At 71.8% G+C, this 25107-nt stretch carries 28 protein-coding genes; 16 read left to right on the forward strand and 12 right to left on the reverse strand.

Going from position 1 to position 25107, the window contains the following annotated elements; genetic code table 11:
- The first annotated feature begins 52 nt into the window (after nt 1–52).
- The 7 genes from ACF1GV_RS02200 (at nt 53) to ACF1GV_RS02230 (ending at nt 6063) form a co-directional block, all read left to right on the forward strand.
- Complete coding sequence (locus ACF1GV_RS02200; RefSeq protein ID WP_391678451.1) at nt 53–532, forward strand: MFS transporter; 480 nt, start codon at nt 53–55, stop codon at nt 530–532.
- 216 nt (nt 533–748) lie between these two features.
- A complete protein-coding gene (locus tag ACF1GV_RS02205) occupies nt 749–1315 on the forward strand; it encodes a hypothetical protein (RefSeq protein WP_391678452.1) in 567 nt (188 codons plus the stop codon).
- A 184-nt stretch (nt 1316–1499) separates the two neighbouring features.
- Entirely contained in the window at nt 1500–2618 is a 1119-nt protein-coding gene (locus ACF1GV_RS02210) for a carbohydrate kinase family protein (RefSeq protein WP_391678453.1), read from the forward strand.
- Between the two features lie 191 nt (nt 2619–2809).
- On the forward strand, nt 2810–3880 hold the full coding sequence (locus tag ACF1GV_RS02215) for a PhoH family protein (protein ID WP_391677000.1): 1071 nt from the start codon (nt 2810–2812) through the stop codon (nt 3878–3880).
- 14 nt (nt 3881–3894) lie between these two features.
- A complete protein-coding gene (gene ybeY, locus ACF1GV_RS02220) occupies nt 3895–4392 on the forward strand; it encodes an rRNA maturation RNase YbeY (protein WP_363264679.1) in 498 nt (165 codons plus the stop codon).
- A gap of 4 nt (nt 4393–4396) precedes the next feature.
- Nucleotides 4397–5707 (forward strand): hemolysin family protein, encoded by a 1311-nt coding sequence (locus ACF1GV_RS02225; RefSeq protein ID WP_391677002.1) that lies wholly within the window; start codon nt 4397–4399, stop codon nt 5705–5707.
- A complete protein-coding gene (locus tag ACF1GV_RS02230) occupies nt 5704–6063 on the forward strand; it encodes an MmcQ/YjbR family DNA-binding protein (RefSeq protein ID WP_391677003.1) in 360 nt (119 codons plus the stop codon). The genes ACF1GV_RS02225 and ACF1GV_RS02230 overlap by 4 nt, the downstream gene beginning before the upstream one ends.
- Before the next feature lie 67 nt (nt 6064–6130).
- Here the strand turns inward: ACF1GV_RS02230 and ACF1GV_RS02235 are convergent, their stop codons facing one another.
- Entirely contained in the window at nt 6131–7555 is a 1425-nt protein-coding gene (locus ACF1GV_RS02235) for an MFS transporter (protein WP_391677004.1), read from the reverse strand.
- A 145-nt stretch (nt 7556–7700) separates the two neighbouring features.
- Between ACF1GV_RS02235 and ACF1GV_RS02240 the strand changes: the two genes are divergently transcribed.
- Both ACF1GV_RS02240 and ACF1GV_RS02245 read left to right on the forward strand, forming a co-directional pair.
- Nucleotides 7701–8522, forward strand: a complete 822-nt coding sequence (locus ACF1GV_RS02240) for a helix-turn-helix transcriptional regulator (RefSeq protein WP_391678455.1) — start codon at nt 7701–7703, stop codon at nt 8520–8522.
- Between the two features lie 28 nt (nt 8523–8550).
- The gene (locus ACF1GV_RS02245; RefSeq protein ID WP_391677005.1) at nt 8551–8904 is read left to right on the forward strand and encodes a cytidine deaminase; all 354 of its coding nucleotides are present in this window, start codon (nt 8551–8553) and stop codon (nt 8902–8904) included.
- Between the two features lie 7 nt (nt 8905–8911).
- On the opposite strand, the gene ACF1GV_RS02250 is transcribed toward ACF1GV_RS02245, so the two are convergent.
- Nucleotides 8912–9250 (reverse strand): P-II family nitrogen regulator, encoded by a 339-nt coding sequence (locus ACF1GV_RS02250; RefSeq protein WP_391677007.1) that lies wholly within the window; start codon nt 9248–9250, stop codon nt 8912–8914.
- Entirely contained in the window at nt 9247–10557 is a 1311-nt protein-coding gene (locus ACF1GV_RS02255) for an ammonium transporter (protein WP_391677009.1), read from the reverse strand. The genes ACF1GV_RS02250 and ACF1GV_RS02255 overlap by 4 nt, the downstream gene beginning before the upstream one ends.
- 153 nt (nt 10558–10710) lie before the next feature.
- On the opposite strand from ACF1GV_RS02255, the gene era reads away from it, so the two are divergent.
- Entirely contained in the window at nt 10711–11664 is a 954-nt protein-coding gene (gene era / locus ACF1GV_RS02260) for a GTPase Era (RefSeq protein WP_391677010.1), read from the forward strand.
- A gap of 402 nt (nt 11665–12066) precedes the next feature.
- Here the strand turns inward: era and ACF1GV_RS02265 are convergent, their stop codons facing one another.
- Entirely contained in the window at nt 12067–12333 is a 267-nt protein-coding gene (locus tag ACF1GV_RS02265; RefSeq protein ID WP_391677012.1) for a protealysin inhibitor emfourin, read from the reverse strand.
- 20 nt (nt 12334–12353) lie between these two features.
- A complete protein-coding gene (locus ACF1GV_RS02270) occupies nt 12354–13424 on the reverse strand; it encodes a M4 family metallopeptidase (RefSeq protein ID WP_391677014.1) in 1071 nt (356 codons plus the stop codon).
- A 372-nt stretch (nt 13425–13796) separates the two neighbouring features.
- Between ACF1GV_RS02270 and leuA the strand changes: the two genes are divergently transcribed.
- Nucleotides 13797–15518, forward strand: a complete 1722-nt coding sequence (gene leuA / locus ACF1GV_RS02275) for a 2-isopropylmalate synthase (protein WP_391677015.1) — start codon at nt 13797–13799, stop codon at nt 15516–15518.
- A 185-nt stretch (nt 15519–15703) separates the two neighbouring features.
- Nucleotides 15704–16402 carry a TerB family tellurite resistance protein gene (locus ACF1GV_RS02280; protein ID WP_391677016.1) on the forward strand — a complete coding sequence of 233 codons (699 nt, stop codon included), beginning with the start codon at nt 15704–15706 and terminating at the stop codon, nt 16400–16402.
- 18 nt (nt 16403–16420) lie between these two features.
- Here ACF1GV_RS02280 and ACF1GV_RS02285 read toward each other — a convergent pair whose 3' ends face one another.
- The 4 genes from ACF1GV_RS02285 to ACF1GV_RS02300 all read right to left on the reverse strand — a co-directional run bounded on the left by ACF1GV_RS02285 (nt 16421) and on the right by ACF1GV_RS02300 (nt 20433).
- On the reverse strand, nt 16421–17347 hold the full coding sequence (locus ACF1GV_RS02285) for a dihydrodipicolinate synthase family protein (protein WP_391677017.1): 927 nt from the start codon (nt 17345–17347) through the stop codon (nt 16421–16423).
- An 80-nt stretch (nt 17348–17427) separates the two neighbouring features.
- Nucleotides 17428–18360 carry a hypothetical protein gene (locus tag ACF1GV_RS02290; protein ID WP_391677018.1) on the reverse strand — a complete coding sequence of 311 codons (933 nt, stop codon included), beginning with the start codon at nt 18358–18360 and terminating at the stop codon, nt 17428–17430.
- Entirely contained in the window at nt 18357–18884 is a 528-nt protein-coding gene (locus ACF1GV_RS02295; RefSeq protein ID WP_391677020.1) for a SigE family RNA polymerase sigma factor, read from the reverse strand. The genes ACF1GV_RS02290 and ACF1GV_RS02295 overlap by 4 nt, the downstream gene beginning before the upstream one ends.
- 67 nt (nt 18885–18951) lie before the next feature.
- On the reverse strand, nt 18952–20433 hold the full coding sequence (locus tag ACF1GV_RS02300) for an alpha/beta hydrolase (protein ID WP_391677022.1): 1482 nt from the start codon (nt 20431–20433) through the stop codon (nt 18952–18954).
- 177 nt (nt 20434–20610) lie between these two features.
- On the opposite strand from ACF1GV_RS02300, the gene ACF1GV_RS02305 reads away from it, so the two are divergent.
- Genes ACF1GV_RS02305 through ACF1GV_RS02320 form a run of 4 tightly spaced genes read left to right on the forward strand, consistent with a single transcriptional unit; the run spans nt 20611 to nt 22911 of the window.
- Nucleotides 20611–20742: a hypothetical protein gene (locus ACF1GV_RS02305; RefSeq protein WP_391677023.1), complete on the forward strand. Its 132-nt coding sequence runs from the start codon at nt 20611–20613 to the stop codon at nt 20740–20742.
- Nucleotides 20739–21485 (forward strand): DNA repair protein RecO, encoded by a 747-nt coding sequence (recO, locus tag ACF1GV_RS02310; protein ID WP_391677025.1) that lies wholly within the window; start codon nt 20739–20741, stop codon nt 21483–21485. The genes ACF1GV_RS02305 and recO overlap by 4 nt, the downstream gene beginning before the upstream one ends.
- 26 nt (nt 21486–21511) lie before the next feature.
- A complete protein-coding gene (locus ACF1GV_RS02315; protein WP_391677027.1) occupies nt 21512–22348 on the forward strand; it encodes an isoprenyl transferase in 837 nt (278 codons plus the stop codon).
- A 26-nt stretch (nt 22349–22374) separates the two neighbouring features.
- A complete protein-coding gene (locus ACF1GV_RS02320) occupies nt 22375–22911 on the forward strand; it encodes a hypothetical protein (RefSeq protein ID WP_391677029.1) in 537 nt (178 codons plus the stop codon).
- 23 nt (nt 22912–22934) lie between these two features.
- On the opposite strand, the gene ACF1GV_RS02325 is transcribed toward ACF1GV_RS02320, so the two are convergent.
- The 3 genes from ACF1GV_RS02325 to ACF1GV_RS02335 all read right to left on the reverse strand — a co-directional run bounded on the left by ACF1GV_RS02325 (nt 22935) and on the right by ACF1GV_RS02335 (nt 25088).
- Nucleotides 22935–23354: a Fur family transcriptional regulator gene (locus ACF1GV_RS02325; protein WP_391677030.1), complete on the reverse strand. Its 420-nt coding sequence runs from the start codon at nt 23352–23354 to the stop codon at nt 22935–22937.
- A 64-nt stretch (nt 23355–23418) separates the two neighbouring features.
- Nucleotides 23419–24321 (reverse strand): metal ABC transporter permease, encoded by a 903-nt coding sequence (locus ACF1GV_RS02330; RefSeq protein ID WP_391677031.1) that lies wholly within the window; start codon nt 24319–24321, stop codon nt 23419–23421.
- The gene (locus tag ACF1GV_RS02335) at nt 24321–25088 is read right to left on the reverse strand and encodes a metal ABC transporter ATP-binding protein (protein WP_391677033.1); all 768 of its coding nucleotides are present in this window, start codon (nt 25086–25088) and stop codon (nt 24321–24323) included. Before ACF1GV_RS02335 ends, ACF1GV_RS02330 begins: the two co-directional genes overlap by 1 nt.
- Nucleotides 25089–25107: the final 19 nt, after the last annotated feature.

Here is a 25107-nt window from a genome sequence, read left to right on the forward strand (position 1 = left end):
CGCCCGCGTCAACCTCGGCTTCGCCCAGAACCAGCTGCGCGCCGACGTCGGGCTGTCGGCCACCGCCTTCGGCCTCGGCGCCGGCATCTTCTTCATCGCGTACGCGATCTTCGAGATCCCCTCCAACATGATGATGGAGCGCTTCGGCGCCAAGGTCTGGCTCACCCGGATCATGATCAGCTGGGGTGTCGTGGCGACGGCGATGGCCTTCGTCGACAGCGCCGCCCTGTTCTACGCCCTGCGCTTCCTGCTCGGCGTCGCGGAAGCGGGCTTCTTCCCGGCCGTCATCTACTACTTCAGCCGCTGGCTGCCCGACTCCCACCGCGGCCGGGCCACCGGCATCTTCCTGATGGGCTCGGGCACGGCGACCGTCGTCGTCGGCCCGCTCTCCGGGGCGCTGCTGGAGATGCACGGCGTGTGGGGCACGCAGGCTGGCAGTGGATGTTCTTCATCGAGGGCGTCTTCTCCGTGGTCCTCGGCTTCGTCGTCCACCGCTTCCTCGACTCCGGCATCGACACCGCCGACTGGCTGACCGAGCAGGAGAAGACGGAGCTGGTGGCCGTCATCGACGCCGAGCACGACGGACGGGACAGCGCCCGCGCGCAGCCCTCCCGCTGGAAGCTGCTCGCCGATCCGCAGATGCTGGTGTTCCTGTGGATCTACTTCGCGATCAACGTGGCCCTGTTACGCGGTGACGTTCTGGCTGCCGTCGATCGTGGCCGACATCGGCGGCCTGAGCGAGTTCCAGGTGGGGCTGCTGACAGCGGTGCCGTGGCTGTGCGCGATCGCCGCGGTGTACGTCAGCGGACGGCTCTCGGACCGGCTCGGGCGGCGGCGCCCGGTGCTGGTGGCGCTGCTGCTCCTGGGCGGCGCCGGGACCCTGCTGGCGGTGTTCGTCTCGCCATGGCTGGCACTGGGCGCCCTCTGCCTTGGCCGCCATGGGGTTCAAGCCGGCGTCCCCCGTCTTCTGGACGATCCCGCAGAGCTACCTCGACGCGCGGGCCGCCGCGCCCGGCATCGCCCTGATCAACTCCATCGGAAACCTGGGCGGGTTCGTCGCGCCGACCGCCTTCGGGCTCATCGAGGACTCGACGGGCTCGACGAAGGCGGGGCTGGTCGGCCTCACCCTCGTCGGTTTCCTCGCCGCGCTGAGCGCGCTGTGTGTGCGGGGCGGCGGCCGCAACGACCGGCGCCGCGTGAAGGCGCGGGCCGCCGTGGCACCGGCGGCACCCGGGACGAGTCCGGGTGCGGCACGGGCGGCGGGAGAGCGGGGGGCGGCGAGGGCGGCGGGGCGGCCGGGGCGGCACCGGCCTGACGCCGGTCGGGGCCGGGGAGGGCGGGGCGGCCCGGGGCGGCGCCGCCCCGGCTCTGACACCGGTTCGGGCCGCGCGGGCGCGGTGCGTTGCCCGACGGAAGCGGCGCTTCGCCGGTGCCGTGGTGCAAACTGGCCAGATCCGCACCACGTCAGGGAGCGCACCGTGACCCCGTCCACCGGAGCCATGGGACCGATGGGATCCATGGGAGAGGACCGCGACCGCCGGCCCCGGATCGACCCGCTCGCCGCCCTGCGCACGGCAGGCGATCCACCCTGGGACGTCTTCCTGACGGGCACCGTCTTCCTCGACATCGTCTTCACCGGCCTCGACTCCGCCCCGGTCCGCGGGACGGAGTCCTGGGCGCGGGGGATGGGTTCCAGCCCCGGCGGCGTCGCCAACATGGCCACCGCGCTCGCCCGGCTCGGACTGCGGACCTCCCTGGCCGCCGCCTTCGGCGACGACCACTACGGCGAGTACTGCTGGGACGCGCTGGAACAGGGCGAGGGCATCGACCTCACGCCGTCGCGGACCGTGCCCGGCTGGCACTCCCCGGTCACCGTGTCGATGGCGTACGAGGGGGAGCGCACGATGGTCTCCCACGGCCACGAACCGCCGCCGGAGGAGCCCGCCCCGGACCATCCGCCCCACGCCCGCGCCGCCGTCGCCTCCCTCACGCCCGGCCGGCGAGCCCCCTGGATCGCCAAGGCCGCGAGCCGCGGCACCCGCATCTTCGCCGACGTCGGCTGGGACGACACCGGGGCGTGGGACCTGGCGGGCCTCGCCGACCTGGAGCACTGCGAGGCCTTCCTGCCGAACGCCGACGAGGCGATGCGCTACACCGGCGCGGACTGCCCGCGGGCGGCGGCCCACGCCCTCACGCGTCATGTGCCGGTCGCGGTCGTCACGCTCGGCGCGGAGGGGGCGTACGCCGTGGACCGGCGCACGGGGGAGTCCGCGGAGGTCCCGGCGATCGCCGTGCAGGCCCTGGACCCGACCGGCGCCGGGGACGTCTTCGTCGCGGGCTTCGTCACCGGCACGCTCGCCGGCTGGCCGCTGGCCGACCGGCTCGCCTTCGCGGGCCTCACCGCCGCGCTTTCGGTGCAGGAGTTCGGCGGCTCGCTCTCGGCGCCCGGCTGGGCCGAGATCGGCGCCTGGTGGCGCGAGGTCCGCTCGGTCGACGGCCAGAACCCGACGGCCCTGCGCCGCTACGCCTTCCTCGACGGCCTGGTCCCCGACGCCCGGTCCGTGTGCTGGCCCCTGCGCCGGGCCGTCCCCACGATCGGCTTCCGCAACCCGGCGTGAGGGTGGGCAGCGCCCGGCGCATACGGCCCCCGCGCCCCTGGACCGGCCGAAGTCCCGCCCCCGAAGCACCCCCACCCCCGAAAAGCTCTTCGGTGATGTCAGCCCCGCGTCGTACCCTTGGAGTCGCGAGGCCGCTCGAAGCCATGCGCGGCCGTGACGAGGAGGAACCGCAAGGCGCGCCGCGCCGGCCCATGACTGAGACACCGACAGCTCACACCCCCGCGCAGGGGCAGGCGAAGGCACAGTTCACCGTCCCCGCCCAGCACCCCATGGTGACCGTTCTGGGTTCAGGCGACTCCCTGCTGCGTGTGATCGAGAAGGCCTTCCCGGCGGCCGACATCCACGTCCGGGGCAATGAGATCAGCGCCGCCGGCGACCCCGTGGACGTCGCCCTCATCTCGCGTGTGCTGGAAGAGATGTTGCTGGTGCTCCGCACCGGGCAGCCGATGACGGAGGACGCCGTGGAACGCTCGATCGCCATGCTCAAGGCCAGCGACGCCGGCACGAGCGACGGCCCGGAGACCCCGGCGCAGGTCCTCACGCAGAACATCCTGTCCTCGCGGGGCCGCACCATCCGCCCCAAGACCCTCAACCAGAAGCGGTACGTCGACGCGATCGACAAGCACACGATCGTCTTCGGCATCGGCCCCGCCGGTACGGGCAAGACGTACCTCGCCATGGCCAAGGCCGTACAGGCCCTGCAGTCCAAGCAGGTCAACCGGATCATCCTCACCCGGCCCGCCGTCGAGGCCGGCGAGCGGCTCGGCTTCCTGCCGGGCACGCTCTACGAGAAGATCGACCCCTACCTGCGCCCGCTGTACGACGCGCTGCACGACATGCTCGACCCCGACTCCATCCCGCGGCTGATGGCCGCCGGGACGATCGAGGTCGCCCCGCTGGCGTACATGCGCGGACGCACACTCAACGACGCCTTCATCATCCTGGACGAGGCCCAGAACACCTCCCCCGAGCAGATGAAGATGTTCCTCACCCGCCTCGGCTTCGACTCGAAGATCGTGATCACGGGTGATGTGACGCAGGTCGACCTGCCGGGCGGGCAGAAGTCCGGTCTGCGCCAGGTCCAGGACATCCTGGAGGGCGTCGAGGACGTCCACTTCTCCCGGCTGTCGTCGCAGGATGTCGTCCGGCACAAGCTGGTCGGCCGTATCGTCGACGCGTACGAGAAGTACGACATCACGCACGGCACCGAGAACGGCGGCTCCAGGGCCGGCCGGGGCAAGTCCGCGCACAAGGGGAAGTAGACACACACAGCACCATGTCGATCGACGTCAACAACGAGTCCGGAACCGAGGTCGACGAGCAGGCGATCCTCGACATCGCCCGCTACGCGCTCGCACGGATGCGCATCCACCCGCTCTCCGAGCTCTCGGTGATCGTCGTGGACGCCGACGCCATGGAGCAGCTCCATGTGCAGTGGATGGACCTGCCCGGACCCACCGATGTCATGTCCTTCCCGATGGACGAGCTGCGGCCGCCGTCCAAGGACGACGACGAGCCCCCGCAGGGCCTGCTCGGCGACATCGTGCTGTGCCCGGAGGTCGCCGCCAAGCAGGGCGCCGACGCGCCGACGCGGCACTCCATGGACGAGGAGCTCCAGCTGCTCACCGTCCACGGGGTGCTGCACCTGCTGGGCTACGACCACGAGGAGCCGGACGAGAAGGCGGAGATGTTCGGCCTGCAGGCGGCCATCGTGGACGGCTGGCGCGCCGAGCGGGGCCTGACCGGCCCGTCCCCGGCGCCCACCGTGTCGTAGGCCCATGAGTCCGCAACTCGTCCTCGGCGCGATCGCCCTGGTCGTCGTCGCCTGGCTCGCCGCCTGCGCGGAGGCGGGCCTGGCGCGCGTCTCCAGCTTCCGCGCCGAGGAAGCCGTCAAGTCCGGCCGCCGCGGCAGCGCCAAGCTCGCCCAGATCGCCGCCGATCCCACCCGCTACCTCAATGTGGCGCTGCTGGTCCGCGTCGTCTGCGAGATGGCCGCCGCCGCGCTGGTCACCTACGCCTGCCTCAAGGAGTTCGAGGGCACCGCCGCGGCCCTGCTCGTCGCCATCGCCGTGATGGTGCTCGTGTCGTACGTCGCCGTCGGGGTCTCCCCGCGCACCATCGGCCGCCAGCACCCGCTGAACACCGCGACGGCGGCGGCGTACGTGCTGCTGCCGCTCGCCCGGGTCATGGGTCCGATCCCGTCGCTGCTGATCCTCATCGGCAACGCGCTCACCCCCGGCAAGGGCTTCCGCCGCGGGCCGTTCGCCTCCGAGGCGGAGCTGCGCGCGCTGGTCGACCTCGCCGAGGCCGAGTCGCTGATCGAAGCCGACGAGCGGCGCATGGTGCACTCGGTGTTCGAGCTGGGCGACACGCTCGTGCGCGAGGTCATGGTGCCGCGCACCGACCTGGTCACCATCGAGCGGTACAAGACGATCCGGCAGGCCCTCACCCTCGCCCTGCGCTCCGGGTTCTCCCGCATCCCGGTCACCGGCGAGAACGAGGACGACATCGTCGGGATCGTCTACCTCAAGGACCTGACCCGCAAGACGCACATCAACCGGGACGCCGAGAGCGAACTGGTCTCCACGGCCATGCGGCCCGCCGTGTTCGTCCCGGACACCAAGAACGCCGGCGATCTGCTGCGCGAGATGCAGAAGGAGCGCAACCACGTCGCCGTCGTCATCGACGAGTACGGCGGCACGGCCGGCATCGTCACCATCGAGGACATCCTCGAGGAGATCGTCGGCGAGATCACCGACGAGTACGACCGGGAGCTGCCGCCCGTGGAGGAGCTGGGCGCCGACCGCTTCCGGGTCACCGCCCGCCTCGACATCGGCGACCTCGGCGAGCTGTACGGCCTGGAGGCCTACGACGACGAGGATGTGGAGACCGTCGGCGGTCTGCTCGCCAAGGCCCTCGGCCGGGTGCCCATCGCCGGCGCCTCCAGCGTCGTCGAACTGCCCGACGGGCGGAAGCTGCGGCTGACGGCCGAGTCCGCGGCCGGGCGGCGCAACAAGATCGTCACGGTGCTGGCCGAGCCGGTCGCCCCGGCGGACGAGCCCGACGGCGAAGAGGAGAAGCCGGAGTGAGCCCCAAGGAGCTGCGCGCCCTCTGCCTGTCGTTCAACGCGGCCGAGGAGGACTTCCCGTTCCGCCCCGAGATCTCGGTGTTCAAGGTGCTGGGCAAGATGTTCGCGCTGACCCAGCTGGACGCGCGGCCCCTGACGATCAACCTCAAGTGCGACCCGGAGGACGCGATCCGGCTGCGCCGCGAGCACGAGGGGCTGATCGTGCCCGGCTGGCACATGAACAAGCGCCACTGGAACACGGTCACGGTGGACGGCGACCTCCCGGACCCTCTGATCCGTGAACTCGTCGAGGACTCCTACGACCTGGTGGTCGCCGGCCTGCCGAAAGCGGAACGTCTTCGTCTGGACCGTTCCTAGGAACGTGGAAGAGCGCGGAAGCCGGGCCGCCTCGTCGTCGGCCCGGTTTCCGCGTTTCGCTGCGCGGTCAGGCGCTCGCCGGGCGTGCGCGCAGTCCCACCGCCACCAGCACCGCCGCCGTCAGCACGATCGCCGCGTCGAGGGCGATCACCGTGCGGGCGCCCGTCAGCAGGTCGTCGGCGGTCGTGGCGAGGACGCCGAGGAGCGGGATGCCCACGGTGATGCCGACCTGCTGGGTGGAGGTGACCAGGCCGGTGGCCAGGCCCTGCTCCTCGTCGGGGACGCCCGAGGTGACCGTCAGGCCGTAGGAGATGATCGCGCCCAGGTGGCACATGCTGGCCAGGGAGACCGCTGCGGTCGCCAGCCACACCGACCAGCCGCCCTCGCCGAGGCCCAGCAGAGCCGCGATCAGCACGCCCTGCCCGGCGAGCGAGGCGACCAGCGTGCGGCGGGCACCGAACCGGCCGATGACCTTCGCGGCGAGGGAGCCCGCGACGACCGACAGTGCGCCCTGCACGCCGAAGACCAGACCGGTCTCGAAGGCCGACAGGTGCAGTACCTCCTGGAGGTACAGCGTCAGCACGAAGATCACGGTCGACATCATCGAGAAGGTGACCAGACCGCCCAGGTTGCCCCACGCCACCGTGCGCCGGCGCAGCATCGGCAGCGACACCAGCGGCGCCTCCGAGCGGGACTCCACCACTGCGAAGGCGACGAGCAGCAGCACACCGGCGGCCAGGGCGACCAGGACGTCGACGCGGCCGAAGCCGTGGTCGGCGGCGGTGGACAGGGAGTAGATCAGCGACAGCAGACCGCCGGTGACGGTCACCGCGCCCGGCACGTCCAGGCGCGGCCGCTGCGGAGTGCGCGACTCGGGCAGCAGTCCCGGCGCCAGCGGCAGCACCAGCACCGCGAACACCGCGAGGAGGCCCATCGTGGAGCGCCAGCCGAGGACGTCGGTGAGGACACCGCCGGCCACCATGCCGATGGTGAAGCCGAGCGACAGCAGCGTTCCCGAGATGCCGAGGGCGCGGTCGCGGGCCGGGCCCTCAGGGAACGTCGTGGTCAGCAGGGACATGCCGGTCGGGACGATCGCGGCCGCGGCCAGCCCCTGCAGCGCCCGGCCGGCCAGGAAGGACGCCGGGTCCCAGGCGAGGGTGGCGAGCAGCGAGGCCGCGCCGAACACGGCGAGACCGGCCAGGAACAGCTTGCGGCGGCCGTACAGGTCGCCCATGCGGCCGAACAGGAGCAGGAAGCCGCCCGACGGCAGCGCGAACGCCGTGATCGCCCACTGCAGCGCCGACGGGCTCATGCCGAGGTCGGCGCCCAGCACGGGCAGGGCGACGTTCAGGACGGAGAAGTCCAGCGCGACCATGAACTGGGCCGCGCACAGGACGAACAGGACCAGCTTGTCACGTGTCGACAGCCGTGGGGCGCCGAGCGGTTCGCCCACGGGGGCGGAGGGTTGAGTGGTGGTGGTGTCGATCGCCATGCCAACGAGCCTGTCGCCTGCGGAACTTCGCTGGGGAGTCACCGCTTATGGTGGTGGTGGCACCACCAGACAGCGCGAGGGGGATCTGTCCGTGCCCACAGGCGTACTGAAGTCCCAACGGCGGCGCGAACTGCGCGAGTTCCTGATGAGCCGGCGCGCCCGGGTGACCCCGGCCGAGGCGGGGCTGCCCGCGGGCGGGCCCCGGCGCCGTACGCCCGGCCTGCGGCGCGAGGAGGTCGCCGTGCTCGCCGGGGTCGGCGTGTCCTGGTACCAGTGGCTGGAGCAGGGCCGTGACATCTCCGTCTCCCCGCAGGTGCTGGACGCGGTGGCGCGGGTGCTGCGGCTGAACGGCACCGAGCGGCGCCATCTGTACCTGCTGGCCGGCCTCAACCCGCCGGTGCCCGAAGTCGCCTCCGTCGACCGGGACATGTGCGACGGGCTGCGCCGGCTGATCGACGCCTGGATGCCGTATCCGGCGCACATCATGGACGCCTACTACAACTGCGTGCTGTACAACGACGCCGCCGCCGTGGTGCTCGGCATGCGCCCCGAGGCCCAGCAGAACTGCCTGGTGGAGTTCTTCACCGAGCCGCTCTTCCGCTCCCGGGTGACGAACTGGGAGGAGAACGCCCGCAAGGTCGTCGCCCAGTTCCGGGCCGCGTCCAGCGCCCGCCCCGATGACGAGGGCTTCCAGGCGGTGCTCGCCGAAGTGAGCGCCGTCAGCGAGGACTTCACCGCGCTGTGGGAGCAGCGGGACATCGAGGACGCCGGGCAGATCCGCAAGGAGCTGGACCATCCGCTGGTCGGGCTGCTGGTCGTGGAGGCGACGGCGCTGAAGGTCCCCGCCCGTCCCGACCTGATGATCGTGCTGCACACCCCGCTGGACGAGGCGAACACCGCCGCAAAGCTGGAGTGGCTGGCCTCCCCGGAGGGCCGGCGCGGGGCGATGTACCCCGTGGCCGGATGACGGGCGGCCCTGTTCGTATGCTCGGGGCATGACCGACAGCAACGCGCTCGACCCCGAGGACCGCAAGATCGTCACCCTGGCCCGTTCGGCCCGGGCCCGCAACGGTGTGCCCGAGGGTGCCGCCGTCCGCGACGACACCGGCCGTACGTATGTCGCCGGGACCGTCGCGCTGGACTCGCTGAAGCTGAGCGCGCTGCGCACGGCCGTCGCCATGGCCGTGGCGTCCGGTGCCAGGTCGCTGGAGGCGGCGGCGGTGGTGACTCAGGCGGAGTCCGCGTCCGCGGAGGACCTGGCCGCCGTCCGCGACCTCGGCGGGGCCGGGACGCCGGTGCTGCTGGCGGGGCCGGACGGCGAGGTGCGGCAGACCGTCTCCGCGGGCTGAGGCAGCCCTACAGGGCGTCCGGTCCGCGCTCTCCCGTGCGGACCCGGACGACCGTGTCGACCGGCAGCGCCCACACCTTGCCGTCGCCGATCTTGCCGGTCTGCGCGGCCCGCACGATCGCGTCGATGACGTCCTCGGCCAGCGCGTCCTCGACGACGACCTCGATGCGGACCTTGGGCACCAGGTCGATCTGGTACTCGGCGCCCCGGTACACCTCGGTGTGCCCGCGCTGGCGGCCGTAACCGCTGGCCTCGCTCACCGTCAGGCCCTGGATGCCGAGCTCCTGGAGCGCGGTCTTGACCTCGTCGAGGCGGTACGGCTTGACGATCGCGGTGATGAGCTTCATGCCTGGGGGGTGACCTTCTGGGCGGTGGAGACGAGCGAGTGGGCGACCGGGGCGCCGTGGCCCAGGACGCCGTGATCGTATGCCGTCTCCGCGTGCACCGTAAGGTCCAGGCCGGTGTGCTCCTGTTCCTCGCTCGCGCGAAAGCCCATGACCTTGTCGAGCGCCCTGCCCAGACCGTACGTCACCGCGAAGGCGTATCCCGCCACGACGACCACGGCGACCAGCTGCTTGCCGAGCGGGGCGAGTCCGCCGCCGTAGAACAGGCCCTCGGCGCCGCCGGTCATCACCCTCTCGGCGAACAGGCCGATCAGCAGCGTGCCGATGATCCCGCCGACCAGGTGGACGCCGACGACGTCCAGGGAGTCGTCGTAGTTCAGCTTGAACTTCCAGCTCACCGCGTAACTGCAGACCACCCCGGCGGCGAGGCCCACGACGAGGGCGCCGAGCAGGGAGACCGTGCCGCAGGACGGGGTGATCGCGACCAGGCCGGCGACCGCGCCGGAGGCGGCGCCCAGGGTGGTCGGGTGGCCGTCGCGCCGCTGCTCGACGACGAGCCAGCCGAGCAGGCCGGTGCAGCCGGCGGCGAGGGTGTTGAGGAACGCCTCGGCCGCCAGGCCGTTCGCGCCGAGCGCGCTGCCTGCGTTGAAGCCGAACCAGCCGAACCACAGCAATCCGGCGCCGAGCATCACCATGGGTAGGTTGTGCGGCCGCATCGCGTCTTTCTTGAAGCCCAGGCGCGGGCCGAGGACCAGACACAAGGCGAGGCCGGAGGCGCCGGAGGTGATCTCCACGGGGAGGCCGCCGGCGAAGTCGAGGGCGCCGAGACGGTGTCCGATCCAGCCGCCCGGGCCCCACACCCAGTGGGTGACCGGAACGTATACGAGCAGCGCCCACACGGGCACGAAGACCAGCCAGGCGCTGAACTTCGCCCGGTCCGCGACCGCGCCGCTGATCAGCGCGGCCGTGATGATCGCGAAAGTGAGCTGGAAGGTGGCGAACAGGACGGTGGGGACGGAGCCGTGGACGCTGTCCGGGCCGAGACCGCGCATGCCCGCCTGCCCGAGCCCGCCGATGAGCCCGCCGAAGGCGTCGTCGCCGAAGGCCAGCGAGTAGCCGGCCGCCAGCCAGACCACCGTGACCAGGGCGATCGACACGAAGCTCATCATCAGCATGTTGAGGACGCTCTTCGCGCGGACCATGCCGCCGTAGAACAGGGCCAGGCCCGGGGTCATCAGCAGGACGAGTGCGGTCGCGGCGAGCAGCCACGCGGTGTCGCCGGTGTTCACGTGGGCGGCGGCGAGGGTCACGGGAGTCTCCAACGGGGGTGGGGGCTGCGTCAGAGGGTGACCCGGGTGCGTTTCCGCTCGTGTACGGGTGTGTTTCCGTGACGTTTCATTGCCTGACGGTTACCGAACCCTCACGGTGCGGCGGGGGCTCGAGGATCAGGGACAATGAACGCCATGAGCGTTCGCACCCAGTCATCCGGCCAGCCGGGCGAGACCGTCCACCGCGCTGGCTTCGCCTGCTTCGTGGGCCGCCCCAACGCCGGCAAGTCCACCCTCACGAACGCTCTGGTCGGGCAGAAGGTGGCCATCACGTCCAACCGGCCGCAGACCACGCGGCACACCGTGCGGGGCATCGTGCACCGGCCCGAGGCGCAGCTGATCCTGGTGGACACGCCGGGGCTGCACAAGCCGCGCACGCTGCTGGGGGAGCGGCTGAACGACGTCGTGCGCACGACGTGGGCCGAGGTCGACGTGATCGGGTTCTGCCTGCCGGCCGACCAGAAGATCGGGCCCGGTGACCGGTTCATCGCCAAGGAGCTGGCGGGGATCAAGAAGGCCCCCAAGGTCGCGATCGTCACGAAGACCGACCTGGTCGACTCCAAGGCCCTCGCCGAGCAGCTGATCGCGATCGACCAGCTCGGCAAGGAGCTGGGGTTCGAGTGGGCCGAGATCGTGCCGGTGTCGGCGACGGCGGGCAAGCAGGTGGACCTGCTGGCGGATCTGCTGATCCCCCTGCTGCCGGAGGGGCCGGCCCTCTATCCCGAGGGTGACCTGACGGACGAGCCCGAGCAGGTGATGGTGGCGGAGCTGATCCGCGAGGCGGCCCTGGAAGGCGTCCGCGACGAGCTGCCGCACTCCATCGCGGTGGTCGTTGAGGAGATGCTCCCGCGCGAGGACCGGCCGGCGGACAAGCCGCTGCTGGACATCCACGCCAACGTCTACATCGAGCGGCCCAGCCAGAAGGGGATCATCATCGGCCCCAAGGGCAAGCGGCTGAAGGAGGTCGGGATCAAGTCCCGGCGCCAGATCGAGGCGCTGCTGGGCACGCCGGTCTTCCTCGACCTGCATGTGAAGGTCGCGAAGGACTGGCAGCGGGATCCCAAGCAGCTGCGGAAGCTGGGCTTCTGACGTTCGGCTCCGCCGGTCGTACGGCATCCCGTGCCGGTTGGCCAGGAGGTGCGCCCCCCGTCCCGGCTCGGCGGGACTTTGCCCCCCTGTACCCCGGGGGGTGTTTCCCCGCCCGCGCGTCTGGGTTGGCCAGGAGGTGCCGCCACGGGGCTGCGCCCCGGACCCCGGCGGGGCTGCTCCCCTGCACCCCGGGGTGTTTCCCGCCCGCCCACTGGTCTCGGTGGGCCAGGAAGTGCCGCCCGGGGGGCTCCGCCCCGGACCCCGGCGGGGTTCCTCGGTCGGCCAAGAGGAACCGACGCGGGGCTCCGCCCCCGATCCGGGCGGGGCTTCGCCCCCGCACCCCAGAGGGCGCCGCACCCTGTAGGCGCCCGCACCCCCGGAGGGCCCCGCACCCCGGAGGGCCTACGCCCCCTCCTTCAGTACCCGGGAGATCAGCGTTCGCTGGGCCTCCGTGAGGTGGGGGTCCGCTGTGTAGGCCGTTTTGTCGTTCACGGTGATCTGGTAGCCGAAGCCGTCGGGTACCCCGGCCGGTGGGGTGGGGTGGCAGGTGGCCATCGCCCGTTCGGCCAGGGTGTGCCATTCCGTCGCGTCGGGGAGGCCCTCGGTGTCCACCTCGGCGTGCCGCTCGATGCCCGCGAAACCGCCCGTGCGCCGTACTCGAATCCGCATGGGGACTGTCTAGTACGGAACTAGACCGCCCGCACCCCCACCTGCTCCCAGGCCTTCTGCACGGCCTGGAGTTCGTCCCCTGCGCCGTAGCGCTCGCGGGCCGCCTTCACGGTGAGCGTCGCGAAGTCGGAGAACAGGGCGTCCTCCCTCAGCTCCCCGCCGGTGAGCACGTCGTACCAGATCCGGCCGGCCTTCTCCCAGGCGTAGCCGCCGAGGGCGGAGGCGACCAGGTAGAAGGCGTGGTTGGGGATGCCGGAATTGAGGTGCACGCCGCCGTTGTCGCGGCCGGTGCGGACGTAGTCGTCCATCGTCGCCGGCTGCGGGTCCTTGCCGAGCATGTCGTCGTCGTACGCCGTGCCCGGGGCCTTCATCGAGCGCAGGGCGACCCCCGTGACACGCGGGGCCAGCAGGCCCGCGCCGATCAGCCAGTCGGCCTCGGCGGCGGTCTGGCCGAGCGCGTACTGCTTGATCAGGGAGCCGAAGACGTCGGAGAGCGACTCGTTCAGGGCGCCGGACTGGCCGAAGTAGTCCAGGTTCGCGGTGTGCTGGGTGACACCGTGGGTCAGCTCGTGGCCGATGACGTCGACCGCGATGGTGAAGTCGAGGAAGACCTCGCCGTCGCCGTCGCCGAAGACCATCTGCTCGCCGTTCCAGAAGGCGTTGTCGTAGTCCTCGCCGAAGTGCACGGTGGCGTCGAGCGGCAGCCCGTTGTCGTCGATGGAGTGCCGGCCGAACACCTTCAGATACAGGTCGAAGGTGGCGCCGAGGCCGTCGTAGGCGCGGTTGACCGTCTCGTCCCGTCCCGGCTCGGCGCCCTCTTCGCAGACCTTGGTGCCGGGCAGGTCCTGGCTGTGCGCGGTGTCGTAGATGGTGCGGTACGGCTGGTCGGCGGGGGCGCCGGAGGGCGGGGCGACGGAGGGGGCGCCGATCACCGTGGTCATGCGGCGCCTGGTGCGCTGGAAGGCGTCGTGCTCCAGCGAGCGGCGGGCCGGGCCGGCCAGGGCGGGGTCCTCGGCGCGGGCGAGCTTGTCGAGGAGGTGCGGCGGGACGATCGTGCAGAAGACGGGGCGATGGCCCCCGTGAGTGGTCATGTCCGGCACCCTTGCACTGTGTGACTGTAATGTCACTACCTGCAACCATGATTGGTGAAATACCGGGATGTGGTTGACGACCGAGCGTGACGTCGTGGCACGGTGGTGTGACCCCTCGTGGGCGCTGTGTGGAACAGCGCACTTTTTGTCCTTTATGTGACGCCGGTCCCGCATACTGGGACAGTCCCTCACCCCCGGGGCGGCTCGGGCTAGCATGCGGAGCATCATGCGTTTCGGGCTGCTTCTTCTTAGCTGCCGCGGCGAGGGCCTGTAGTCGAGGCCGACTCCCTCCCCGCGGAGCTTGGTGTTGCGTCGTCGGCCGTCCTTCCGGACACCGGGACTTTCCCGCACACTCGAGGAGCCCACGCGATCATGGCGAACCGCCAGCAGCCCAGCCCGATGCCGATCCACAAGTACCGCGGTTACGAGCAGGTCGACATCCCCGACCGCACCTGGCCCGAGAAGCGGATCACCGCAGCGCCCCGGTGGCTGTCCACCGACCTGCGCGACGGCAACCAGTCCCTGATCGACCCCATGTCGCCCGAGCGCAAGCGCCGGATGTTCGACCAGCTGGTCAAGATGGGCTACAAGGAGATCGAGGTCGGCTTCCCCGCCTCCGGCCAGACCGACTTCGACTTCGTGCGCTCGATCATCGAGGAAGAGGGCGTGATCCCGGACGACGTCACGATCTCCGTACTGACCCAGGCCCGTGAGGATCTGATCGAGCGGACCGTGGAGTCGCTGAAGGGCGCCAAGCGCGCGACCGTCCACCTGTACAACGCGACGGCTCCCGTGTTCCGCCGGGTGGTGTTCCGCGGCTCCAAGGACGACATCAAGCAGATCGCCGTCGACGGCACCCGCCTGGTGATGGAGTACGCCGAGAAACTGCTGGGCCCGGAGACCGAGTTCGGCTACCAGTACAGCCCCGAGATCTTCACCGACACCGAGCTGGACTTCGCCCTGGAGGTCTGTGAGGCGGTCATGGACGTCTACCAGCCGGGCCCGGGCCGCGAGATCATCCTCAACCTGCCCGCCACCGTGGAGCGTTCGACGCCGTCCACGCACGCGGACCGCTTCGAGTGGATGCACCGCAACCTGTCGCGCCGCGAGTACGTCTGCCTGTCCGTCCACCCGCACAACGACCGCGGCACGGCCGTGGCGGCGGCCGAGCTGGCCGTGATGGCCGGCGCCGACCGCGTCGAGGGCTGCCTGTTCGGACAGGGCGAGCGCACCGGCAACGTCGACCTGGTCACCCTGGGCATGAACCTGTTCTCACAGGGCGTCGACCCGCAGATCGACTTCTCCGACATCGACGAGATCCGCCGTACGTGGGAGTACTGCAACCAGATGGAGGTCCACCCGCGCCACCCGTACGTGGGCGACCTGGTCTACACGTCCTTCTCCGGCTCCCACCAGGACGCCATCAAGAAGGGCTTCGACGCCATGGAGGCCGACGCCAAGGCCAAGGGTGTCACCGTCGACGACATCGAGTGGGCCGTGCCGTACCTGCCCATCGACCCCAAGGACGTGGGCCGTTCCTACGAGGCGGTCATCCGGGTCAACTCGCAGTCCGGCAAGGGCGGTATCTCCTACGTCCTGAAGAACGACCACAAGCTGGACCTGCCGCGCCGGATGCAGATCGAGTTCTCCAGGATCATCCAGGCGAAGACGGACGCCGAGGGCGGCGAGATCACGCCGAAGGAGATCTGGGCCGTCTTCCAGGACGAGTACCTGCCCAACCCGGAGAACCCCTGGGGCCGTATCCAGGTCAGGACCGGCCAGTCGACGACCGACACCGACGGCGTGGACACGCTCACGGTCGAGGCGACGGTCGACGGCTCCGACACCGTCCTGACCGGCTCCGGCAACGGCCCGATCTCGGCGTTCTTCAACGCCCTGGAGGGCCTGGGCCTGGACGTACGCCTGCTGGACTACCAGGAGCACACGATGAGCGAGGGCGCCTCCGCGCAGGCCGCCTCCTACATCGAATGCGCGATCGGTGACAAGGTCCTGTGGGGGATCGGCATCGACGCGAACACGACGCGTGCGTCGCTGAAGGCGGTCGTCTCCGCCGTCAACCGCGCCGCCCGCTGACCCTCCTCACCGGGAGTTTTCGGGCCCCGACCGCCGGGAACGGCGGCCGGGGCCCCGTCGTTTTCGCGCCAACCCGCCCACAGGTCACGGAAAGGTCTCGTCCTGGGTGCTGACTCCGCCTCATGGATGTGGCTAACATCACGCAAGCGCTCGGCGATGTTGCCGTGGGGTTACGGAGGTGCGACGTGCTGCCAGTCCGGGGACACAACGGCCATGCCGGCGCTTTGACGCGCATCCTGGGCACCCGCATCGCCTGGACGCCCGTCGGCGACGGCGAGTTCTTCTGCCCCGGCTGCGGCGGCGACCGCAACTACCAGCGCCTGACCGGCCGGCGGCGGCTCACCCTGCTCGGTCTGCCCGTCCTGCCGCGCGGCGCGTCCGGACCGGTCGTCGAGTGCGCCGCCTGCCACCGCCACTTCGGCACGGACGTCCTCGACCACCCCACCACCACCCGCTTCTCCGCGATGCTGCGCGACGCCGTCCACACCGTCGCCGTCGCCGTGCTCTGCGCGGGCGGCACCTCCTCCCGTACGGCGTTGGAGACTGCCGCGGTCGCCGTGCGCGCCGCCGGTTTCCCCGACTGCGGCGAGGAGCAGCTCGCCGCGCTCGTCGAGGCGGTCGAGGAGGACACCGGCCGGGTCCACCCCGACCGGTCCAGCACCGCAGGGCTCGGCATAGAGCTGCACGAGGCCCTCGACCCGCTCGCCCCGCACCTGGCCCGCGTCGGCCGCGAGTCGATCCTGCTGACCGGTGCCCGTATCGCGCTGGCCGACGGCCCCTACATCCCGGCCGAGCGCGAGACGCTCGCGACGGTGGGCGCCGCGCTGAACCTGTGCACGGAGGACGTCACCCGCCTGCTGGAGGCGGCGCGCACACCGTCCTGACCCGCCCGGGGGCAGAGGTCAGAGCAGCCCCGCCGCCACCAGGTGCCGTTCCACAGTCCGCACCTCCCGCGGGGAGAGCGGAATCTGAGGTTCCGCCGTCACCGGGCAGGCGATCACGCCGCGCAGATGCAGGGCCGCCTTGAAGGCGCCCAGGGCCGAGGAGCCGGCGCCCATCCTGGCCGGGCCGCCGGCGTGGACCAGCCCGAACAGGGCGGCGAGACGCTCCTGTTCCAGCCGGGCCCGCTCCCGGTCACCGGCCCGGCACAGCCGGTCCAGGCGGACATAGCCGTGCGGGTCGACGTTGGCCAGACCCGGGACTGCGCCGTGCGCGCCCAGGGCCAGCGCGGCGTCGACGATCAGCTCGGAGCCGGTGAGCACGCTGAACCCGGGGTGGGCGCGGGCGCCGATCACGATCTCCCGGAAGCCGGCCAGGTCGCCGCTGGAGTCCTTCAGCCCGGCCAGCACCCCGTCGGCGGCCAGCCGCAGGACGACATCGGCGGGCGGCCGGGCCGGCACGGACACCGGGATGTCGTACGCCAGGACCGGGACCGGGCTGCCCGCGGCGACGGACCGGTAGTGGCGCTCGATCTCGGCCGGGTGGGTGCGGGCGTAGAACGGGGCGGTGACCACGACCGCGTCCGCGCCCGCCGCCACCACCGCACCCACCTGGTCCAGCACCCTCGCCGTCGTCATGTCGATCGCCCCGGCCAGCACCGGCAGTTGCCCGCCCACGTGCCCCACGACGCTCTGCACGACCAGCCGCCGCTGCCGGTCCGTCAGATACGCGGCCTCCGACGTCGAGCCGAGCACGAACAGAGCGTCCACCCCACCCGCCACCAGATGGTCGACCAGCCGCAGCAGCGAGTCCACGTCCACCTCCCGCTGAGGGGTCAGCGGCGTGCACACGGGCGGGATCACACCGGTCAGCGGTGCGGGCACGGTCATCTGCGGCTCCCTGGGACGCTGCGTCGGACGAGGCCGCGGCCCGCGACCTCGTCCCCTCCCGCCCGACCGTACCGGCGGGACTACGGCAGCGTCTTCTCGTACATCGGGTCGCGGTCCGAGTCGTAGACGAGCTTGCCGGCGTTGTCGTAGCCCTTGACGTGCGGGGCCGTGGTGACCTGGCGGTTCAGCGTGCCCGAGGCCGCGAACCAGCCGTGGTCCAGCACCGCCTCGCCCGTGCCACCGCCGTACGACACCGTCACCCGGGCCACCGACGGTTTCACCGTCCCGATGAAGCCCCAGCGGAACGGAAGCTTCCAGTGGCCCTTGTCGAGGAAGGACTGCTGGTACAGCTTGCCGCCGTTGATGTCCGCCGAGACGGGCGCGGCCTCCTCCGCGCCGCCGCCACCGCCGTTCAGGTTCTGCACCTCGCCGTTCTTGAGGTTGCAGATCACCCGGGTCGACGGGGGCCGCTCCCTGACGGCGACGACGAACATGCCGTCGCCCGGGGTGTTGGAGTCGCCCGTGGAACGCATGGCCAGGATGATCCGGTAGTCGGCGGCCTTGCCCGGGTCGGGCCAGCGCGCCGGACCGCGCAGGTCCTTGTTGCTCGCCCGGTCGTACGCGATGCACTTCTTCAGCCCGTCCGCCGCCTGCGCGAACGTGATCCCGTCCAGCAGCTGCCGGCCGGGGTCGGCGGGCTTCGCCGGACCCGACGGCGTCGGCGACAGGGCCGGCACCGGGCTCGCCGGGGCCGTGGCCGAGGGACGCGGCGCCGCCGTGTCCGCCTTCCCCTCACCGTCGCCGCCGAGCGCGTACGCCCCCACCGGCAGCGCCGTCAGCACCACCAGCGCCGCCCCGGCCGCCGCCACCCGGCGCCGCCGCTCCAGCGCGCCCTGCCGCCGGATCCGCGGATACGGCGCCGGCGCCGGACGGATCTCGTAGGCGTCCTTCGACAGCAGCTGCCGCAGCCGCTCCTCGAACGCGTCGTCCCGCTCGTGCCGTTCGCCGCTCACCTGCCGCCTCCTCGCCCACCGGCCCCACCGGCGAACTCCATCAGCCCCGGATACGTACGCAACTTCGCCAGTCCCTTGGACGCCTGGCTCTTGACCGTGCCCGGCGAGCAGCCGAGCACCTCGGCGACCTCCGCCTCCGACAGGTCCTCCCAGTACCGCATGACGACCACCGCCCGCTGCCGGGGCGGCAGTTCGGCCAGCGCCGTCATCAGCGCACCCCGCTCGTCGGACGGCCCCACCTCGTCCCGACCCGCCGTCTCCGGCGGCGCCGACGTCAGCGACTCGGCCACCCGCCGTTTGCGGAAGCGGTCGCTGTTGCAGCTGACGAGCATCCGGCGGACGTATGCCTCCGGGTTGTCGCTGCGCGCCACGCGCCGCCATGACCGGTACGCCTTCGCCAGTGCCGTCTGCGTCAGATCCTCGGCGTGGTGTGCGTCGCCGGTGAGCAGATACGCGGTCCGCACCAGGTGCGACCACCTGGCGGAGACGAAGTCATGGAACCGGTCCTCCAGTTCGGCCTGCATCAAGCACCCTCCTCGCCCTCCAGACCACCGATCGCGCCGATTCGGTTGCCCGGGGCCGGAAAGATACTCAGCGGCAGTACACGTCGCCGTCCGGTCGCTCGCCCGTCGCCAGGAAGCGGGAGACCGTGTCGTCCCCGCACGCGTTGCCGTTGGCGAGGTAGGCGTCGTGGCCGGTGGAGTTCACGGTGACCATGACCGCGCGCCGGCCCAGCGCCGCACGGAGCCTTCGGGCCCCGGCGAGCGGGGTGGCCACGTCCCGTTCGTTCTGCACGAGCAGGACGTTCGACGGCCCCCGGCCGGTGATCCGCACCGGCGCCTGCCGCGGCGGGTAGGGCCACGCGGCGCACACCATCGCGTTGCGCGGCATGCCAGCGGTCAGTGGGTACGCCTTGCGGCTCAGACCGACGTCCTTGCGGTAGACCGCCGGATCCGTCGGCCACGCCACGTCGTTGCACAGCGTCGCGGCGCCCACCGCGGCCACGTTCTGCAGCACCGGCTCCGGCGGGCCGGCCGGCGCCGGCGGCAGCGTGCCCTCGCGGGCGGCGGTCATCAGCCGCGCGAGGCCGTCGAACCGGTCGGGGTCGTACAGGCTGTCCAGCATGGTCTGGCGCAGCACGTTGCCGTTCAGTTCCGGGGGGTTGGCGCCGGGCCAGGGGAGCGGCCGGCGGTCCAGCTCGGCGGCCAGCCGCAGGAACTCCCGGCGTACCCCGTCCGGCGTGTCCGCGACCCGGTAGGGGTGACCGGGCGCCGACACCCGCTTGGCGAACACCGGGAACACGTCCTCCACACCCTGCTCGTGCCCGGCCAGCCAGGCCCGCGAGACCCGGGCGGGATCGGGGTCGTCGTTGCTGTCGAGCACGATCCGGTCGGTGCGCTGCGGGAACAACTGGCTGTAGACGGCCCCGACGTACGTGCCGTACGACACACCCCACGCCGAGACGCGCCGCTCACCCAGCGCGGCCCGGATGCGGTCGATGTCGCGGGCCTCGTCGACGGTGCCGAGGTGCCGCAGCAGCTCGCCTGCGTTGCGGGCGCAGGCGTCGGCCATGCGGCGCGCGGTGGCCAGGTTCCCTTCGACGGAGCCGTCCGGGGCCGGCCAGGGCCGCAGCCGGGAAACGGCCAGGTCGGCGTGGTCGAGTCCGCAGTCGACGGCCGTCGAGGGGGCCATGCCGCGCGGCGCGAACCCGACGAGGTCGTAGGCGTCGCGGACCTCCTTCGGCAGCTTCTGTCCCTTGCCGGAGGGATCGTCCAGGCTGGAGCCGCCCGGCCCGCCGGGGATCATCAGCAGCACACCGCGCCGCGCCCCGGGCCTCTCGCTGCGCACCCGTGAGACGGCGAGGTCGATCACCGGCCCACCGGGGCGGCTGTGGTCCAGGGGGACGGCGAGGGTCGCGCACTCCTGCCGGGAGGCGGGCGCGGCCCCGGGGCACGGGCCCCAGGCGAGGGCCGTGCGCCCGGCGGGCGCGGCGGCCGCCGTGAGCGGCGCGGCGAGGGACAGCAGGACGGCGGAGGCGGCGGCGAGCGCGCCGTGGCGTTTCATCGAGGTCATGCCGACGAGCCTCGCGGATCACGGCCCACGGCCCCATCCGGCCAACAGCCCTGTAGATACGGGGGTTTGCCCCCGGGCTCGCCCCGGTGCCGCAGCGGGCAGGGAGCAGCTGCGTACACGCCTTTGTACAGTCCGTGACCGGTCCTGCCGGTCCACTCGTAAGGGCACAATGGATCCATGAGTCTGTTCCGCGACGACGGCATCGTGCTGCGCACCCAGAAGCTGGGTGAGGCGGACCGGATCATGCTGTGCTCGCCCGGGGGGCAACCCCCGTACCCCCGGCCGGTGTCCGCCGGAGGTGGGCTGTGAGCCTGTTCCGCGACGACGGCATCGTGCTGCGCACGCAGAAGCTGGGTGAGGCGGACCGGATCATCACCTTGCTGACCCGTGGACACGGGCGGGTGCGGGCCGTGGCCCGGGGGGTGCGGCGGACCAAGTCGAAGTTCGGGGCGCGGCTGGAGCCCTTCTCCCATGTCGACGTGCAGTTCTTCGCGCGCGGGAGCGAGCTGGTGGGCCGGGGTCTGCCGCTGTGCACGCAGAGTGAGACCATCGCGCCGTACGGTGGCGGGATCGTCACCGACTACGCCCGGTACACCGCCGGGACGGCCATGCTGGAGACCGCCGAGCGCTTCACCGACCACGAGGGCGAGCCGGCCGTCCAGCAGTACCTGCTGCTGGTGGGCGCGCTGCGCACGCTCGCCCGCGGCGAGCACGCGCCGAACCTGATCCTCGACGCCTTCCTGCTGCGCTCGCTCGCCGTCAACGGCTACGCGCCGAGCTTCGGAGACTGCGCGAAGTGCGGCATGCCCGGCCCGAACCGGTTCTTCTCCGTCGCCTCCGGCGGCTCCCTGTGCGTGGACTGCCGGGTTCCCGGCTGCGTGGTGCCCTCCCCGCAGACCCTGGCGCTGCTCGGCGCACTGCTTACGGGAGACTGGGAGAGTGCGGACGCCTGCGAGCCGCGGTACGTCCGGGAGGGCAGCGGACTGGTCTCCGCCTACCTGCACTGGCATCTGGAGCGCGGCCTGCGCTCCCTGCGGTACGTCGAACAGTAGAGACACCCGAAGGAGACGAGAAGCACATGGCCGTACGCGGGTTCCTGGGGCGCCAGCGCCGTGAGTACAGGACGCCGGAGCCGCACCCGTCCGGCGCGCGGCCCCCGAAGTTCCCCGGGGAGCTGGTCCCCGGCCACGTGGCGATCGTCATGGACGGCAACGGCCGCTGGGCCAAGGAGCGCGGGCTGCCCCGCACCGAGGGCCACAAGGTCGGCGCCGAGCGCGTCCTTGACGTCCTGCAGGGCGCCATCGAGATGGGTGTGGGCAGCATCTCGCTGTACGCGTTCTCCACCGAGAACTGGAAGCGCTCGCCCGACGAGGTCCGCTTCCTGATGAACTTCAACCGCGACTTCATCCGCAAGACCCGCGACACCCTCGACGAACTCGGGGTGCGGGTGCGCTGGGTGGGCCGGATGCCCAAGCTGTGGAAGTCCGTCGCCAAGGAGCTCCAGATCGCCCAGGAGCAGACCAAGGGCAACGACCGGCTCACCCTGTACTTCTGCATGAACTACGGCGGCCGCGCCGAGATCGCCGACGCCGCGCAGGCCCTCGCCGAAGACGTGAAGGCGGGCCGCCTCGACCCGTCGAAGGTCAACGAGAAGACCCTGCAGAAGTACATGTACTACCCGGACATGCCGGACGTCGACCTGTTCCTGCGGCCCAGCGGCGAGCAGCGCACCTCCAACTACCTGCTGTGGCAGTCCGCCTACGCCGAGATGGTCTTCCAGGACGTGCTGTGGCCCGACTTCGACCGCCGCGACCTGTGGCGGGCCTGCCTGGAGTACGCCTCCCGCGACCGCCGCTTCGGCGGCGCCATCCCGAACGAGGAGCTGCTGGCGATGGAGGGCCGCCAGGAGAGCTGATCGCCGTTGCCGTACGATCCCGCCTCATGGTCATGGACATGGGGTGGGACGTCGTTCAGGACGACGCGGTCGAGCTCGAGTACACCCACGAGCAGCAGGACATGACGGACGCGGTCCGGCTGCTCATGCGCAAGCGAAAAGGGGTGTCCGGGCTGCTGTACCACCCGGCGTTGGCGGCGACGGTCGCCCTGATCGGGGTGGTGCTGCTCGTCATCAGGCCCTCGGACAACCTCGGGATCGGCATCGCGCTGATCGTGTGGGGCGTGCTGATGCTCTACGTGCCGCGTCTGTCGGCCGCCCAGCTGCGCAAGGCGCACGAGCACCACGGCCAGGTCCGGGTGACCGTCGGCGCGGCGGGCGTACGCCTGGTCAGCGCCCACGCGGACGTCCGCACCGGCTGGGCCAACTACGGCAGCTACGCCGAGTCCGACCACGTCTTCATCCTCCGCAGCCCCGACCGCGCGGGCCGCTGCGCCAACATCCTCGCCAAACGCGGCGCCCGGACCCCGCAGGACGTGGACCGCCTCCGCCAGATCCTGGACACCCACCTACGGCGCGTGTGAACCGAGGGTGGGACGGCTCACCCTCAACCCGCGGAGCGCCCCGCGCAGTCCGCACACGTCCCGAAGATCTCCACCGTGTGCGCCACGTTCACGAACCCGTGCTCGGAAGCGATCGCCTCCGCCCACTTCTCGACGGCCGGCCCCTCCACCTCGACGGCCTTGCCGCAGGACCGGCACACCAGATGATGGTGGTGGTCACCGGTGGAGCAGCGGCGGTAGACGGACTCGCCGTCGGAGGTGCGCAGGACGTCGACCTCGCCGGCCTCGGCGAGGGACTGCAGGGTGCGGTAGACCGTGGTGAGCCCGACGGAGTCGCCCTTGTGCTTGAGCATGTCGTGGAGCTCCTGCGCGCTGCGGAACTCGTCCACCTCGTCGAGCGCCGCCGCCACGGCGGCACGCTGCCGGGTGGCGCGGCCCTTCACGGGCGGTCCAGCGGTCGTCACCGGTTGCCTCCTTCGACGGCGTCTGCCCCTGCCGGGCCATTGTGCCAGCCCGGACAGGAGCCGGTCAGACGCCGATCTCGTCCGGAGCGTCCCGGCCGGCCGGGATGGTGCACTCCGCCGGGTCCCCTGCGGGCTGCGCGGCGGACAGGGCCCGGGCGCGGCGCCGGGCCAGCGGGGCGGCCACCGCGGTGAGCGCGATGAACGCCGCGATGGTCAGCAGCACGATCGTCGCGCCGGGCGGCACGTCCTGGTAGTACGAGGTGACGGTGCCGCCGATGGTGACGGTCACGCCGATCGCGACGGCGATCGCGAACGTCGCCGCGAAGCTGCGGGTGAGCTGCTGGGCGGCCGCGACGGGCACCACCATCAGCGCGCTCACGAGCAGCAGCCCGACCACGCGCATCGCGACGGTGACGGTGACGGCGGCCGTGACGGCCGTGAGCAGGTTCAGCGCCCGCACCGGCAGCCCGGTCACCCGCGCGAACTCCTCGTCCTGGCTGACGGCGAACAGCTGCCGGCGCAGCCCCAGCGTCACCAGCACCACGAACGCGGCGAGCAGGCAGATCGCGACGACGTCCGACTGCGACACCGTGGACAGGGAGCCGAAGAGGTACGACGTGAGGTTCGCGTTGGAGCCGGTCGGGGCGAGGTTGATGAACATCACGCCGCCGGCCATACCGCCGTAGAAGAGCATCGCGAGGGCGATGTCGCCGCGGGTCCTGCCGTACCAGCGGATCAGCTCCATCAGCACCGCGCCCAGCACGGACGTCAGCGTGGCCATCCACACCGGGGACGCCGACAGCAGGAAGCCCAGGCCGACACCCGTCATCGCCACGTGGCCGATGCCGTCGCCCATCAGGGCCTGGCGGCGCTGCACCAGGTAGATGCCGACCGCGGGCGCGGTGATGCCGACCAGGACGGCGGCGAGCAGCGCCCGCTGCATGAAGGCGTAGTCGAGGATGTCCATCAGCTCAGCAGTCCCGTGCGGATCGGTTCGGTGCCCGCGGGTGCGTGCGGGTGGACGTGGTCGTGGCCGGGCAGGGCGTGCTGGCCGACGGCCTTGGGCGGCGGGCCGTCGTGCAGCACGCAGCCGTCGCGCAGCACCACCGCGCGGTCGATGAGGGGCTCCAGGGGCCCGAGTTCGTGCAGCACCAGCAGGACGGTCGCCCCGGTCTCCACCTGGCCCTTGAGCGTGTGCGCGAGCACCTCCTGGCTGGCCAGGTCGACGCCCGCCATCGGCTCGTCCATGATCAGCAGCTCGGGTGCGGCGGCGAGCGCCCGTGCGATCAGCACCCGCTGGTGCTGCCCGCCGGACAGGGCGTTCACCGAGTCGCCCGCCCGGTCGGCCATCCCGACCAGCTCCAGGGCGTGCCGTACGGCCTCCCGGTCGGCCTTGCGGAAGACGCCGAAGCGGGTGCGGGAGAGCCGGCCCGAGGAGACGATCTCCGTCACGGTCGCCGGGACACCGCCGGCGGCGGTGGTGCGCTGCGGGACGTACCCGACCCGGGACCACTGCCGGAACCGGCGGCGCGGGGTGCCGAACAGCTCGATCTCACCGCCGCTGACCGGCACCTGGCCGATGACGCTGCGCACGGCCGTGGACTTGCCGGAGCCGTTGGCCCCGAGCAGCGCGACGACCTCGCCGCGGTGCACGCTCAGGTCGATGCCGCGCAGCACGGGCCGCGCGCCCAGTTCGGCGCGCACGCCGCGCAGCGATATGACGGGCTCGGGCATGCCGCCCTCCGATCGGTCT

It is taken from the genome of Streptomyces sp. NPDC014006 (assembly GCF_043088925.1).
Lineage (GTDB): Bacteria > Actinomycetota > Actinomycetes > Streptomycetales > Streptomycetaceae > Streptomyces.

Excerpts from the sequence above, each read along its gene's own strand:
- ACF1GV_RS02210 (WP_391678453.1), top strand. The coding sequence starts at position 1,500 with ATGGGACCGATGGGATCCATGGGAGAGGACCGCGACCGCCGGCCCCGG.
- ACF1GV_RS02215 (WP_391677000.1), top strand. The coding sequence starts at position 2,810 with ATGACTGAGACACCGACAGCTCACACCCCCGCGCAGGGGCAGGCGAAG.
- ybeY (WP_363264679.1), top strand. The coding sequence starts at position 3,895 with ATGTCGATCGACGTCAACAACGAGTCCGGAACCGAGGTCGACGAGCAG.
- ACF1GV_RS02225 (WP_391677002.1), top strand. The coding sequence starts at position 4,397 with ATGAGTCCGCAACTCGTCCTCGGCGCGATCGCCCTGGTCGTCGTCGCC.
- ACF1GV_RS02235 (WP_391677004.1), bottom strand. The coding sequence starts at position 7,555 with ATGGCGATCGACACCACCACCACTCAACCCTCCGCCCCCGTGGGCGAA.
- ACF1GV_RS02240 (WP_391678455.1), top strand. The coding sequence starts at position 7,701 with ATGAGCCGGCGCGCCCGGGTGACCCCGGCCGAGGCGGGGCTGCCCGCG.
- ACF1GV_RS02245 (WP_391677005.1), top strand. The coding sequence starts at position 8,551 with ATGACCGACAGCAACGCGCTCGACCCCGAGGACCGCAAGATCGTCACC.
- ACF1GV_RS02250 (WP_391677007.1), bottom strand. The coding sequence starts at position 9,250 with ATGAAGCTCATCACCGCGATCGTCAAGCCGTACCGCCTCGACGAGGTC.
- era (WP_391677010.1), top strand. The coding sequence starts at position 10,711 with ATGAGCGTTCGCACCCAGTCATCCGGCCAGCCGGGCGAGACCGTCCAC.
- ACF1GV_RS02265 (WP_391677012.1), bottom strand. The coding sequence starts at position 12,333 with ATGCGGATTCGAGTACGGCGCACGGGCGGTTTCGCGGGCATCGAGCGG.
- ACF1GV_RS02270 (WP_391677014.1), bottom strand. The coding sequence starts at position 13,424 with ATGACCACTCACGGGGGCCATCGCCCCGTCTTCTGCACGATCGTCCCG.
- leuA (WP_391677015.1), top strand. The coding sequence starts at position 13,797 with ATGGCGAACCGCCAGCAGCCCAGCCCGATGCCGATCCACAAGTACCGC.
- ACF1GV_RS02285 (WP_391677017.1), bottom strand. The coding sequence starts at position 17,347 with ATGACCGTGCCCGCACCGCTGACCGGTGTGATCCCGCCCGTGTGCACG.
- ACF1GV_RS02295 (WP_391677020.1), bottom strand. The coding sequence starts at position 18,884 with ATGCAGGCCGAACTGGAGGACCGGTTCCATGACTTCGTCTCCGCCAGG.
- ACF1GV_RS02300 (WP_391677022.1), bottom strand. The coding sequence starts at position 20,433 with ATGACCTCGATGAAACGCCACGGCGCGCTCGCCGCCGCCTCCGCCGTC.
- ACF1GV_RS02305 (WP_391677023.1), top strand. The coding sequence starts at position 20,611 with ATGAGTCTGTTCCGCGACGACGGCATCGTGCTGCGCACCCAGAAGCTG.
- ACF1GV_RS02315 (WP_391677027.1), top strand. The coding sequence starts at position 21,512 with ATGGCCGTACGCGGGTTCCTGGGGCGCCAGCGCCGTGAGTACAGGACG.
- ACF1GV_RS02320 (WP_391677029.1), top strand. The coding sequence starts at position 22,375 with ATGGTCATGGACATGGGGTGGGACGTCGTTCAGGACGACGCGGTCGAG.
- ACF1GV_RS02330 (WP_391677031.1), bottom strand. The coding sequence starts at position 24,321 with ATGGACATCCTCGACTACGCCTTCATGCAGCGGGCGCTGCTCGCCGCC.
- ACF1GV_RS02335 (WP_391677033.1), bottom strand. The coding sequence starts at position 25,088 with ATGCCCGAGCCCGTCATATCGCTGCGCGGCGTGCGCGCCGAACTGGGC.